We start from the raw sequence: 12,432 nt of genomic DNA on the forward strand, positions 1-12,432 counted from the left end.
TCACGCCTTTCTGGGCGGCGGGGCGGTGGCGAGGCGGCCGGCGTAGACGGCCTCGACGATCGCGTCCTCGTCGGGCCTGAGCAGCTCGGCGGCGACGCGGCCGGCGGCGAACACCAGGACCCGGTCGCAGACCGCCGCGAGGTCGGCCGGCTGGATGGAGGCGAGGAGGACGGCGACCCCGTCCTCGGCCGTGGCGGAGATGGCGTGGAGGATGTCCTCGCGCGCCCCGACGTCGACGGCCTGCGTCGGCTCGTGCAGCACCAGCAGGCGCGGCCGGCCGGCGAGCCACTTGCCGAGCATGACCTTCTGCTGGTTGCCGCCGCTGAGCTGCCCGACCGGCTTGGCACGGTCCGGGGGGCGCACCCCCAGCCGCTCGATGACCCGGTCGGCTTCGCCGCGTTGCCAGGTCAGGCCGCTCCACCAGGGGCGGCCGTTCCGCTTCACCCTCGGCAGGGTGATGTTCTCGGTCACCGAGAGCGCGAGGGCGAGCCCGTCGTCGATCCGGTGTTCGGGAACGAACGCGATTCCGGCATCGATGCAGCGCCCGCTGGTCGCGCCGCGCAGGTCCAGCCGCCGTGCTCCCAGCCGGAGGGATCCGGTGGCGCGGCCGCGGGCACCGGTGATCAGGTAGGGCAGCTCGTCCCACCCGGATCCCGCGACGCCCGTCACCCCGAGCACCTCGCCGGGGCGGACGTCGAGGTCGAGTTCGCGCACCACCTTGCCGCTCACTCCGCTGATCCGCACGGCCGCTGGTCCATCCGTGATCGCGGCGCGGGTGTGCAGCCTCCGCTCGACGTCGCGGCCCAGCATCCTGCGGGCGAGCTCGCGCTCGGTGGTGGACGCCGTCTCCACGGCGCCGTCCACCACGGCGCCGTCGCGCAGCACCGTCACCCGGTCGGAGAGCAGCATCACCTCCTCGAGGTTGTGCGAGATCAGCAGCGCCGATCCTCCGGCGGCGACCACGCCGCGCAGCGTGCGGTAGAAGTCCTCCAGCGCGTCCTTCGGCAACGCCCTGGTGGCCTCGTCCAGGACGATCACGCCGCCGCCCTCGCGCTGGTTGCGCAGAGCCCGGGCGATCGCCACGATCGAGCGGTCGGCCGGGCCGAGGCCGCCGACCATCGCCGAGGGCCTGATGGAACGGGCTTCGAGCCGTTCCAGGATCTCGGCCGCGATGCGCTCTTCGCGCCGCCAGTCGATCAGCCGTGCCCAGCCGCGGGTCCGGAAGCCGCCCACCGCGATGTTCTCGGCCACCGACTTGCCGGGCACCAGGCCGAGGTCCTGGTGCACGATCGTGATCCCGGCCTCGCGCAGGTCGCGCAGCCGCGTCGGCGAGCTGAGCCGCCTGCCTTCCACGACGATCCGGCTGCCGCGATCGGGGGTGTGGAGACCCGCCAGGATCTTCACGAGCGTCGACTTGCCCGAGCCGTTCTGGCCGACGACGCCGTGGATCTCGCCTCGCCGTACCGTCAGGTCGACCCGGTGCAGGGCTTTGACGGTGCCGAAGGACTTGCTGAGCGAACGCAGTTCGAGCGGCGCGGCCACCGCGGTCACTTCGTGCTCCACAGGTTCGCGAAGGCCTGCTTGTAGCCGGTGGAGCCGAACCACTGGCCGCCGGCTTCGGCCGCTGTGGTCAGGTCGAGGCTGTCGACGTTCTGCTTGGTGAACACGCGGTTGAGGACCGGGTACGTCTGGGGCGGCGCCTGTCCGGCCACCATGCGGAACACCGAGTCGGCCATTGTCCAGGCCAGGTACGGCGGGTTGGTGCCCGCCATCGCGAGCAGTTGCGGGTTCGATTTCACCTGCTGCACCGAAGCCAGCACGTCTCCGCTGCTGGAGATCTTGATCGAACGGGTCTTGCCGGCGGCCTGGACACCGGAGACCGCCGCCGCGAGGTAGGTGTCGGTCTGGGGGACCACATAGCCGATGCCGGGGTCCCGGACCAGGACGCTGCTCACGAGCGACGGGATGTTGCTCATGATGCCGAGATTGACGCCTTTCACTGTGAGGACGCAGTGCGGGCAGGCCCGCTTGAAATAGTCGATGGCGTGCTGCCCCTGCGCCTCGATCGCAGTCGATGCGTTCAGCTGCAGGAAAAGTACGTGCGCCTTTCCGTCGGAGTCGGCGATCACGGCGTCCGCTTCGCCCTCCACCGCGTTGAAGCCGTAGTTCTCGGGGTCGCCGAACGCGAAAGCCTTGGACGTCGCGACTCCCCGCGGTTGCTTGGCGCCCGCGATGAAGACCGGGACGCCGGCCGAGCGCAGCTTCTCGAAGGCCGTCGATGCCAGCTCGTAGGGGATGTAGTCGGTGATGACGGCCGCCGGCCTCTGCTGCACCGCCTGGTCCAGGCAGGCACCGAACCCGCTCGGATTGCCCTGGCCATCGCAGGTGTGGAGGTTGGCGCCGACCTTGGCCAATGCCTCCTGGAGGTTCTTCTGCACGAAGGGGAAGTGGCCGGCCTTGAGCGCGATCGGCACGTAGAAGACGGTCTTGCCGGCGACCTTGGAGGTGTCGACGGGATCGCCGAGGTCCGGCGCTCCCGGAACGGGCTGCGACAGCTTCTCCAGATGAGCCTTGGCGGCCTTGGCCACGCCGGAGGAGGCGGTGCCCGAGGCATCCGATGCCGCCCCGGAGGCACCGCAGGCGCTGACAGCGAGCCCGGCCGCCAGGCCGAGCCCGGCGGCGACGCTCCGGACCGACCGGCGCTGCCCGGCGAAGGACGTGTTCATGTGGGTTCTTCCTGTTCCTCGATCCGGTGGACATGCGGCCGGGGAGCTGCTCGGAGCGGGGCGAGCACGACGCGGGTGCGCACCTTTCTGGCGGCGATCGCCTCCAGGAGCGGGCGCCCGCCGGTGTCGGCGAGCGTGATCAGCAGGTCGCCGGCGTCGTCGAGGCAGCAGGCGATGGGCAGTTCCGGCGAGGTGTCGATGGACTCCACCGATTCGCCGGCCCGGACGTGGACGACGCGGCACCCCGACGTGGTCGCCACCCACACACCGCCATCGGCGGCAGGCCAGATACCGTCCGGACGGGCGTCCGGCCCTACCAGGGCCGCGATGTCGGCGTATGGCCGCGGAACCCCGAGCGAGCCGTCCTCCTCCACCGCGAAGGCGATGAGCCGCTGCATCAGCGTCTCGACGACCACGAGGGTCCGGCCGCCGTCGACCAACGCCATGCCGTTGGGGAACACGACCTGCTCCGCGGCCACCGATGCCGATCCGTCCGGACGGACCAGGATGATCCGCCCCGGACGCGGCGCTTCTCCCCCCGCGGCGTCGAAGCCGACGTCGTCCACGTACAGATTGCCGGCGTCATCGCCCACGACGTCACCCAGCGGCCCCACGCCGAGATGCCCGAGGTCGGCGTACGTCGACCATTCCGAACCGGTCCACACGCCGAGTCGGCCCGCGGACATGAGCGCACCGACGAGGCGGCCGTCAGGCAGGAACCAGAGCCCGTTCGACACCGGAGAGGTCTCCGTAGGCGTCCAGGAGCCACTCGCGTCGGTCCACAGACGCGACCCTTGGGTGTCGGAGAGCCAGAGGGCACCATCGTGCCAGCGCGGCCCTTCGCCCCACTGCATACCGGCGGCGTACTCCCGCAGGCGACTCACGCCGTGACCCCCGCACCCAGCACCCGGCCGGCCAGCGCGCGAGTGACCGCCTCCAGATCGGAGGCATCGGACGCCAGCGCATAGACATAGCGATCAGGACGGACCAACGCGACGGTCGCGCCGTGCGAAGCCAGCCAGGACTCGTAGTCATGTCCACCGCCTGGCAGCGCGACCACGTCCAGGCGCTGCCACAGCGCCCGCGCGGCGTCATCGACACCGGCGATCACGTCGTTCGCGCCGACGACGGCGAAACGGTAGCCCGTGACGTCGTCGAGGCGGCCGCCATCGCCGTCGCGGGGCTGCGGTGAGAGCTGGCCTATGGCCCCGGCCGGCTCGTCCACCAGTCCCGGGCCGAGCAGCGGTCGATGGCGCTCGAGCACCTGGGGCGCGCCCGCCGGCGGCGGCACGTGGCCGTGGCCGAAGTCCTCGATCATGTTCGCCTGGCGCGCGGACTCCACGATGTACGGAGTCACATGCGGCGCGCGCTCGGTCTCATAGGTGTCCAACAGGGACTCGGGCGCCTGACCGCGTACCACCATCGCGAGCTTCCACGCCAGGTTCATCGCGTCGCGCAGACCCGAGCACATGCCCTGGCCGAGCATCGGCGGCATCGTGTGGGCGGCGTCGCCGGCCACGAGCACGCGCCCCTTCCGCCATCCGTGGACCAGATGGGCGTGCCACTGATACGCGTCGGTACGAGTGATCCGGTAGCTTCCCGGCGCGAGCCAGGGCGAGAGCAGTTCGTAGACCGAGTCGGGCCGCTCCATCTCATGGACGTCGTGGTGATCGGCGAGCATGAACTCGAACCGCAGCAGCGGCGGGAAGAGCGGGCAGTAGGTGACGGGCAGGTCCTTCGCGCACCGGATGAAGCCCGTCGTCCTCGGCAGGCCGTCGGGGTGCTCGAACGGATGGACGTCGACGATGAGCGAGGTCTGCGTGCCGTGCAGGTCCTCGATCTCCATCTCCATGGCGTGCTGCACGAACGAGCCCGCGCCGTCGGCCCCGACGGCATAGGAACAGCGGATCTCCTGGACACGGCCCGTGTCCCGCTCCTGGAGCCGCAGTGTCACCTCGTGGTCGTCCTGGTCGACGCCGGTCGCCTCCCAGCCGAACCACAGCGCCGTGCCCTCACCGGCGGCGAGCAGACCGCGGAGGCGAGACTCGATGTCGGGCTGATGCGACTGGTAGTCCGTCGCCCAACCCTGGTCGGACTCCGTGTCCGGGTGGGAGAACTCGAGGAAGGGAACGCCGTCGGCGTCCTCGAGGATCCACCCGCTCTGACGCAGGTAGTTCTTCTCGAAGTCGGCCGCACCGAGCGTCTGCAACGTCCGCATGGTCTCGTCGTCCAGGTGGGTGGCACGCGGGTGCTGGCACACGATGCGCTGCGGGTCGACCACCGCGACGGTGACGCCGCGCATGGCGAGGAGGCGGGCGGCGGCCAGGCCGACAGGGCCCGCTCCCACGACGACGACGTCGTAGGAGTCGGGACGCGTTGCTGCTACGAACACGGATGGTCTCCTGATCTGGGCGGGCCGGGTCAGCGGGGCGAGTGGGCGCCGGACATCAGGGCGGCGAGGTCGTCCGGCGCCACGAAGGACGGAGGAGGTGGCGGCCCCCAGCTGAAGAGGCTCTTCGCCCCGTCCCATACCTCCGGCTTCCAGAGGGCGTCGTCGACGACGCAGTCCATGTCGGAGTAGTACTCGGAGAAATTGCCGGCGGGGTCCTTGAGGTACCAGAAGAAGTTGGAGCCGACGTGGTGCCGGCCGAGGCCCCACACGTGCCGCTCCGGGTGCTCCCGGAGCATCGCCGTCGCCCCGCGGCCGATCTCGTCGACATCGTCGACCTGCCAGGAGGTGTGGTGGACGAAGTTGACCGGCGCGCTCGACACCAGCACGTTGTGGTGATCGGTCGAGCAGCGCATGAACGAGGCCGTACCGGGCACCTCATCGCTGATCTTCAGGCCGATGCCCTCGGAGAAGAACCGCCGGCCGGCCTCCTGGTCGACCGATCCGATGACGACGTGGCCGAGTCTGCGCGGACGCACCCGTCCCTCACGGAGGATCCCGGGCGCGCGGCCCGTGCCGCGGTCGGTGCGGCCCGGCCCGTTGTAGGGCGTCGCCGCGACTTCGGGCTGAGCGATGCGGGGCGTCACGGCGACCTCGACGTGCACGCCGGTGACCGGCTCGATCGCGGCGACGCGGGCGTCCGTGCCCTCCACGGCGAGGCCCATCCCGTGGAGCCTGGACTCGATCGAGCGGACATCGTCGGGATCGTCGGCGCCGATCGACAGCCCCACCAGCCGCCGGGTCGGCGTCGGGACCAGACGGAGCTGGCGGCCGCCGTCGACGGTGGAGAGCCAGCCGTCCCCTTCCCGGTCGAGGCCGAACTCCTCGTAGTAGGCGGCCGTGGCATCGACATCGGGAACACCGATGGTGACCGAGGCCAGACGATGCAGTGCCATCAGGATTCCTCCTTGCTCGCGTGGGCGACAAAGCGCTGGCGCAGCTCGCCGATCCCCTCGACGTAGGAGATGAGCTCGTCGCCCGGCGCCAGGAAGCGCGGCGGGGTGCGCGCGGCGCCTACCCCTGAGGGCGTGCCGGTGAAGATCACGTCGCCGGGGTAGAGGGTCGTCACCGCGGAGAGCCGCTCCACCAGGGCTTCGACGCCGAAGACCAGCTGCGACGTGCGGCCCTTCTGGACCTCCTCGCCGTTGAGAGTGCAGCCGAGCCGGAGGTCCCGGGGATCGGCGACCTCGTCCGGGGTGACGAGGAACGGGCCGGTCGGGCTGAAGCCGGGGTACGACTTGGCCAGGCTGAACTGGGCGGGCGTGGCGACGTGCTGGAGGCGGCGCTCGGAGAGGTCCTGGCCGACGGTGAGCCCGGCGACGTACCGCCAGGCGTCGGCGGCGCGGACGCGGGCCGCTTCGCGGCCCATGACGACGACCAGTTCGACCTCCCAGTCGACGGTCGTGGCGGGCAGGGCGACCTCGGTGACGGGACCGGTGAAGGACGAGACGAACTTGGTGAAGACCGCCGGCTCCTCCGGCGCCGCCAGGCCGGCCTCGGCGGCGTGGTCGCCGTAGTTGAGGCCGATCGCGAAGACCTGTTTGGGGGCGGGTGACGGCGCCGCGAGTTCGGCGGCGGCGAACCGGACCGCCGGGCCCTGCGGCGCCCCGGCCGCCCAGGCCGAGAACTCCGGCCAGTCCTCGTAGAGGCTGGTGATCGACGGGCCGAACCGTCCCCCACTGGCCTGCGCGATGTCGATGCCGGTCCCGTCCCCGGTGACGAGGACGGTTCGGTCCCGGACATGGGCGATGCGCATGGACGCTCCTTGTGGTCGACGGCGAGTGGCGTCCAACACACGATGATCTGCCAAATATTCGTATGTCAAGAGAGATTCGAAAGTTGTCCGGAACATCGAAATCTTCTAAGGTGGTGTCATGATCAGGCCCAGCAAGCCACGGCAGACGAGGACGGCCGAGGTCTACGAGCGCATCCGCGCCGACATCTTCGCCGCGCGCCTGAAGCCGGGTCAGCGCCTCAAGTTCCCCGACCTCTGCGCCACCTACGAGACCAGCGTGGGCGTCGCCCGCGAAGCCCTGGTGCGCCTCGCCGCCGACCGGCTCGTGAGCGTCCAGGCGCACCAGGGCTACACCGTGGCCGAACTGTCCATCGAGCAGCTCACGGACCTCACCGCCGCGCGGGTCGAGCTGGAACCCCTGACCTTCCGCAAGGCGATACTCGAAGGCGACGAGCACTGGGAGTCGGGCATCGTCGCGACCCATCACCTGCTGGCGCTGCGCGAGCAGGCCGCCCGTTCATCGAAGGAACGTGACGCCTCGTGGTACGCGGCGCACGAGGACTTCCACGCCGCCCTGCTCGCCGGCTGCCGCAGCCGCCGGCTGCGCGAGGTGACGCAGATGCTGCGGGCGGAAGCCGAGCTCTACCGGCACTGGGCCGCCCCCTTGGGAGCCGATGTCAAGCGCGACCTGGCGGGCGAGCACCGCGCGCTGGCCGATGCCGCCCTGGCACGCGACGCGGAGCTCGGTCCCGAGCTGCTGCACCGGCACATCGCCTGTACCACCGAGATCCTGGCCCGCGGGATCAGCGAAGGAACCGAGGTCCAAGCGTGAACGGCACACCGACCCCGGCGCCGGCCTGGACACCCTCGCCGGACGATTTCGCGAAGAGCCGGTTGGCCGACTTCGCGCGCTTCGCCTCGGCGCGCACGGGACGCCGCCTCACCGACTACCAGGCGCTGTGGGAGTGGTCGACCGGCGACCTGAGCGGCTTCTGGTCGGCGGTCTGGGACTTCTTCGGCCTGCCCCCGAGGCCGGACGGCTCCGACGTGCTCACCGACGAGGCCATGCCGGGCGCCCGCTGGTTCCCGGGAACCGAGCCCAACCTCGTCGACCAGGTCTTCAAGGGCCGCGATCCGAACGGCGTCGCCCTGGTCGCCGCGACCGAGGACGGCCGCGAGGTCGACCTGACCTGGTCCGCGCTCTCGACCAAGGTGGCGGCGGCAGCCGAGGGCCTGCGGCGGCTGGGCGTCGGCCGCGGCGACCGGGTGGCGGGCTACCTGAGCAACGGGCCGGAGGCGGTCGTGGCCTTCCTCGCGACGGCCGGCATCGGCGCGATCTGGGCGGTCTGCGGGCTCGACTACGCGCCCGCGGCGGCCCAGAGCCGGCTCGGCCAGCTCAAGCCGCGGGTGCTCGTCGCGGGCACCGGCTACCGGTACGCGGGCAAGGAAGTCGACAGCGGGGACGCGGTACGGGAGCTGGCCCGTTCACTGCCCGACCTGGCGGCGGTGGTGATCGTCGGGGACCCCGACGCCGTGCCCGGCGCGATCGGATGGGACGACCTGACCGCCGACGCGTCGGTCCCGCTGGAACCGGTCCCCGTGCCCTTCGACCACCCGCTCTGGGTGCTGTTCTCCTCGGGCACGACCGGACGCCCCAAGGGCATCGTCCACGGACACGGCGGCGTGCTGCTGGAACAGCTGAAGTGCAACGGGCTCCACTTCGACCTGCGCGAGGGCGACCGGATGCTCTGGTACACCACGCCCAGCTGGATGATGTGGAACGCGCTGGTCTGCAGCCTGCTCGTCGGCACCACGATCGTCTGTTTCGACGGCAGTCCGGGATTCTCCGCCCCGGACGCGCTGTGGGCGCACGCCGCGCGGCTGCGCGTCACGCTCCTCGGCACCAGCCCCGCCTACATCGGCGCCTGCCGGAAGGCCGGCGCCGACCTTTCCCGGCACGACCTTTCGGCCCTGCGCACCGTGGGGATCACCGGCTCCACGTTCGCCGCCGACGGCTTCCAGTGGCTGAGCGGGCAGCTGCCGAGCGGCGTACGGATCGTCTCCAGCAGCGGAGGAACCGACGTGGTGACGGCGTTCGTCGGCGGCGCACCGAACGTGCCGATCTGGGCCGGCGAACTGTCCGCACCACTGCTCGGCGTCGCCCTCGACGCCTTCGACGGCCGAGGCCGGCCGGTCCGCGACGAGGTCGGCGAGCTCGTCGTGACCAAGCCCATGCCGTCGATGCCGGTCTCCTTCTGGGACGATCCCGACGGCAGCCGTTACCGCGCCGCGTACTTCGACACCTACCCCGGAGTGTGGCGCCACGGGGACTGGATCACCATCACCGACCGCGGTTCGGTGGTCATCCACGGTCGCTCCGACGCCACCCTGAATCGCCGAGGAGTCCGCATCGGAAGCAGCGACATCTATGCCGTCGCCGAGTCGATCCCACAGGTCACCGAATGCCTGGTCGTCGGCCTCGAACAGGATGACGGCGGTTACTGGATGCCGCTGTTCGTGACGCTCGCCGACGGGGCCGAACTCGACGATGCCCTCCGCGCGACCATCAGCGGCGAGATCGCCGCGCGGGCGTCCCGGCGCCACGTACCGGACGACATCATCGCCGCGCCGGGCGTCCCGCACACGCGCACCGGCAAGAAGCTCGAAGTCCCGGTGAAGCGGGTCCTCCTGGGCCATCCGGTGGCGGACGTCGTCGATCCGACGAGCGTCGACCGGCCTGAACTGCTGGACTGGTACGCCGAGGTCGGCGCGCACCGTCGCGCGCGACGCCACGCTGCGGGCCTTTGAGTACGCGCACGGCAGCGTCGTACTCGCTCCAGTCTCCCTGACTCGAACGTCCTGGTCGGGCGCCGGCACTCCGCGCCGGAGCCCTCGCTACTCGGCCGCCGGCGACACGTCGGAGCCATCGCCGGGTTGCGCTCGCGCATCACCCTGTCGCCTTGCGTTCTGGGCCAGGAGGGCCCCGATCTCGGTGGCCGGGCGTGCGGTGTGCAGGCCGATCAGCTCTGCGAGCAAGCCGTCCAATGACGGCCAGGGGATGTTCCCGTGGTCGTTGTAGAGGCTGATCAGACCATGCATGGCGGTCCAGAGCATCAAGCCGGCCTGCCACTGCTCCTCGGCCGTCCGCGTCCGGTCCGGGTCGGTGACGGCCGCCAGGGAGACGACGACGGAGTCGAGCAGGTCGGCGCCGGCGCTGTGGGCTGATCCGGGGACGAGGTCGGCGGGCATACGGCTCCCGAAGAGAGTCCGGTAGTGACCGGGTTGTTCGACTCCCCAGTGCACGTAGGCCGCACACCGTGCCACGAGGCCGGCCAGCGGATCCGGGGCCGATCGAGCGGCCTCGCCCATCACCCGGGCCAACTCGTCGTAGCGCAACCGCAGCACATGCTGGATCAGCGCACTGAGGTCGGGGAAATGACCGTAGATGCTGGCCGGCGCCACCCCGACTTCGCGCGCGACCTGCCGCAGCGTCAACGTCTCGGGCTGGTCGAGAGTGGCCAGCAGCCTCGCCGCGGCCTCCACGAGCTGGGCGCGGAGCACCTGCCCCTGGCCTCGCGGATTGCGCCTGCGGGTGGCGGCCCGCTGCTCGGGCACTCTCCCCTCCCCGGCCGGTGCGAACGATCGACAACAGTTGTTCACCTTACCTGGGCACCGCCTTGACATCCCTAACCAACGGTTGTTCACTTAGTAACCAACACTTGTTCAGTAAAGGGATGGTTCATCATGCGTACCGCGGTACTCGGCGCGTCCGGCAAGGTCGGCCGCCTCCTCGTGGACCAGGCACTCGAGCGGGGCCAGCAGGTGGTGGCCCTCGTCCGCGCTCCGGACCGGTACCAGGCCCCCGCGTCCGCCAAGGCGGGGCAGCTCGAGGTCCGCCAGGCGGACGTCCTCCAGCCGACGACCTTCCCGGACCTGGGCGACGTCGACGCGGTCGTCTCGGCGATCGGCGTCAGCAAGGGCGACGGCCCGGGCACGCTGGTCGCCGGGGCGAAGGTGCTCGCCGACACCGGTGTCCGCACCGTGTGGCTGGGCGCCCTGGGATCGGGCGTGTCGACCAATGCGGGCGGGCGGATCTACCAGGCGATCATGCGCCTGGCGGTAGGCAGGGAACTCGCCGAGAAGGCGGAGGCCGACGAGATCGCCCTGAAGGCGGGCGCCACGGTCTTTCACGCCCCGGACCTGTGGGTCGGGCCCATCAGCCCCACTCGCCGCATCGTGCCGCTCGCGGATCTGAAGCGTCCCCTGCTGCCACCTCGGATCTCCCGAGCTTCACTGGCCTCCCTCATGCTGGACGAGGCGGAGACGGGATACCGCACCGGAGAAATCGTCGTACCGCTCCGATGAGGTGCCGCCGGCGCTCACGACGCCGGCACACCCACCACAAACCGGCCCCAAGGGCCGAGGCGCCTTCCTGCGCGCCTGCCCCATCGGTCCCTGCGGTCACAGAAGACTGGCTCCGGAACGACGAAGACCCCGAAGCTTGCTAGCTTCGGGGTCTTTTCGTCAGTGTGGGGGCGGGACTTTCGTCGGTACCCCCGAGTGGGGTACCGACGAAACGCCCTGACCAGCAGCGACTCCGGGCCCTCTCCACTCCGGATTCCACGCTAAGCAAGATTTTCTTCCACTCCTGCGAGCATGACCAAATGTCAGGTGGACGCAGGTTCGATGGCCCACGCTCGCCACCTGCCTTACCAGGTATAGCGACCGGTGTCCTGGCCGAGGCGCTGCCAGCGTGAGCCGGCTCCAAGAAGTTCGGGTCATGGTCGTCGAACCTGGTGACCGAGTGCCACGCCGGTGGTATGGCGCCACGGCGGCGGATCTGTATCGGAGGGGTAGCCGGCGTGTCGGCTCAGAGGACCGGAGTAGTCGTGCGAGGCGCCGTGTCAGGGCAGGCGGAAGGAGCCGGCGGTGACGCGATCGAGGATCGCCGTGGCGGTCTCGTCAGGTATGAGCCGACCCGAATCGGAAGGTGTACGGCTCGTACTCTCCGAGGCGGGTGAACTGCTCGTACATTTGTCGTACCGGTCCTGGCTCGGTGAGCGCTTCGGGTCCGCGACCGGTCGCTCTGGTCATGACGACGTCGAGTTCCGGTCGGAGGATGACGTAGCTGAGCGGGATCGCGGCCTGCTCGACGGCCGTGCGGAATTTCTGGACGGACCACGGTCCGACCACGCCGTCGAGTACCACATGGTAGCCGCCGGCGGCGTAGCCGAAAGCACATCCGCTCAGCACTCCGAGGACCACCTCGTTCTGGCGGTGCGATTCGGGCAGATACGGCGGGATGAAGCCTTGCCGGATGCAGGTGTAGAAGTCGTCGGTGTGCAGATGGACACTCGGCTTCAGGCGATCGGTGATGAGCCGGGCGACCGTGCTCTTTCCGGCACCACAGGGCCCGGTCAGCACGATCACCGAACCGGGGCCGTCCTGCGTCATCGGCGCATCCTTCCGCTCCATGACGGCCTGGTGTCCGGGCGTGGAACGCTCGGACACCAGGCCGTTCT

11 protein-coding genes are annotated in these 12,432 nt (G+C 70.5%); 3 read left to right on the forward strand and 8 right to left on the reverse strand.

The genetic code is table 11. From position 1 onward, the window contains the following. From ACA514_RS30670 to ACA514_RS30695, 6 genes are read right to left on the reverse strand one after another with little or no spacing between them, the layout of a single operon-like run. The gene (locus ACA514_RS30670; RefSeq protein ID WP_375044747.1) at nucleotides 1-1,551 is read right to left on the reverse strand and encodes a sugar ABC transporter ATP-binding protein; all 1,551 of its coding nucleotides are present in this window, start codon (nucleotides 1,549-1,551) and stop codon (nucleotides 1-3) included. Beyond that, the gene (locus ACA514_RS30675; protein WP_375044748.1) at nucleotides 1,548-2,726 is read right to left on the reverse strand and encodes a sugar ABC transporter substrate-binding protein; all 1,179 of its coding nucleotides are present in this window, start codon (nucleotides 2,724-2,726) and stop codon (nucleotides 1,548-1,550) included. The genes ACA514_RS30670 and ACA514_RS30675 overlap by 4 nt, the downstream gene beginning before the upstream one ends. Next, complete coding sequence (locus tag ACA514_RS30680) at nucleotides 2,723-3,580, reverse strand: SMP-30/gluconolactonase/LRE family protein (protein WP_375044875.1); 858 nt, start codon at nucleotides 3,578-3,580, stop codon at nucleotides 2,723-2,725. Before ACA514_RS30680 ends, ACA514_RS30675 begins: the two co-directional genes overlap by 4 nt. A gap of 26 nt (nucleotides 3,581-3,606) precedes the next feature. Continuing rightward, nucleotides 3,607-5,256, reverse strand: coding sequence for a bifunctional 3-(3-hydroxy-phenyl)propionate/3-hydroxycinnamic acid hydroxylase (locus ACA514_RS30685; RefSeq protein WP_375044749.1), 1,650 nt, complete (start codon nucleotides 5,254-5,256; stop codon nucleotides 3,607-3,609). Further along, entirely contained in the window at nucleotides 5,148-6,071 is a 924-nt protein-coding gene (locus ACA514_RS30690; protein WP_375044750.1) for a VOC family protein, read from the reverse strand. The genes ACA514_RS30685 and ACA514_RS30690 overlap by 109 nt, the downstream gene beginning before the upstream one ends. After that, nucleotides 6,071-6,931, reverse strand: coding sequence for a fumarylacetoacetate hydrolase family protein (locus ACA514_RS30695; protein ID WP_375044751.1), 861 nt, complete (start codon nucleotides 6,929-6,931; stop codon nucleotides 6,071-6,073). Before ACA514_RS30695 ends, ACA514_RS30690 begins: the two co-directional genes overlap by 1 nt. A 118-nt stretch (nucleotides 6,932-7,049) precedes the next feature. On the opposite strand from ACA514_RS30695, the gene ACA514_RS30700 reads away from it, so the two are divergent. Both ACA514_RS30700 and ACA514_RS30705 read left to right on the forward strand, forming a co-directional pair. Then, on the forward strand, nucleotides 7,050-7,742 hold the full coding sequence (locus ACA514_RS30700) for an FCD domain-containing protein (protein ID WP_375044752.1): 693 nt from the start codon (nucleotides 7,050-7,052) through the stop codon (nucleotides 7,740-7,742). Then, nucleotides 7,739-9,718: an acetoacetate--CoA ligase gene (locus tag ACA514_RS30705; protein WP_375044753.1), complete on the forward strand. Its 1,980-nt coding sequence runs from the start codon at nucleotides 7,739-7,741 to the stop codon at nucleotides 9,716-9,718. The genes ACA514_RS30700 and ACA514_RS30705 overlap by 4 nt, the downstream gene beginning before the upstream one ends. 87 nt (nucleotides 9,719-9,805) lie before the next feature. Here ACA514_RS30705 and ACA514_RS30710 read toward each other — a convergent pair whose 3' ends face one another. Continuing rightward, nucleotides 9,806-10,525, reverse strand: a complete 720-nt coding sequence (locus ACA514_RS30710; protein ID WP_375044754.1) for a TetR/AcrR family transcriptional regulator — start codon at nucleotides 10,523-10,525, stop codon at nucleotides 9,806-9,808. 129 nt (nucleotides 10,526-10,654) lie between these two features. Here ACA514_RS30710 and ACA514_RS30715 point away from each other — a divergent pair, with 129 nt between their 5' ends. Beyond that, nucleotides 10,655-11,275 carry an NAD(P)-dependent oxidoreductase gene (locus tag ACA514_RS30715; protein WP_375044755.1) on the forward strand — a complete coding sequence of 207 codons (621 nt, stop codon included), beginning with the start codon at nucleotides 10,655-10,657 and terminating at the stop codon, nucleotides 11,273-11,275. A 597-nt stretch (nucleotides 11,276-11,872) separates the two neighbouring features. Here the strand turns inward: ACA514_RS30715 and ACA514_RS30720 are convergent. After that, on the reverse strand, nucleotides 11,873-12,364 hold the full coding sequence (locus ACA514_RS30720) for an AAA family ATPase (RefSeq protein WP_375044756.1): 492 nt from the start codon (nucleotides 12,362-12,364) through the stop codon (nucleotides 11,873-11,875). Nucleotides 12,365-12,432 lie beyond the last annotated feature (68 nt).

This window comes from Actinomadura sp. NTSP31, assembly GCF_041951385.1.
In the GTDB taxonomy this organism is placed as follows: Bacteria; Actinomycetota; Actinomycetes; order Streptosporangiales; family Streptosporangiaceae; genus Spirillospora; species Spirillospora napierensis.

What these genes read in the sequence shown, in the direction of transcription:
- ACA514_RS30675 (WP_375044748.1), bottom strand. Translation starts at nt 2,726, where the DNA reads ATGAACACGTCCTTCGCCGGGCAGCGCCGGTCGGTCCGGAGCGTCGCC.
- ACA514_RS30680 (WP_375044875.1), bottom strand. Translation starts at nt 3,580, where the DNA reads ATGCAGTGGGGCGAAGGGCCGCGCTGGCACGATGGTGCCCTCTGGCTC.
- ACA514_RS30685 (WP_375044749.1), bottom strand. Translation starts at nt 5,256, where the DNA reads ATGGGACGGGGCGAAGAGCCTCTTCAGCTGGGGGCCGCCACCTCCTCC.
- ACA514_RS30690 (WP_375044750.1), bottom strand. Translation starts at nt 6,071, where the DNA reads ATGGCACTGCATCGTCTGGCCTCGGTCACCATCGGTGTTCCCGATGTC.
- ACA514_RS30695 (WP_375044751.1), bottom strand. Translation starts at nt 6,931, where the DNA reads ATGCGCATCGCCCATGTCCGGGACCGAACCGTCCTCGTCACCGGGGAC.
- ACA514_RS30700 (WP_375044752.1), top strand. Translation starts at nt 7,050, where the DNA reads ATGATCAGGCCCAGCAAGCCACGGCAGACGAGGACGGCCGAGGTCTAC.
- ACA514_RS30715 (WP_375044755.1), top strand. Translation starts at nt 10,655, where the DNA reads ATGCGTACCGCGGTACTCGGCGCGTCCGGCAAGGTCGGCCGCCTCCTC.
- ACA514_RS30720 (WP_375044756.1), bottom strand. Translation starts at nt 12,364, where the DNA reads ATGACGCAGGACGGCCCCGGTTCGGTGATCGTGCTGACCGGGCCCTGT.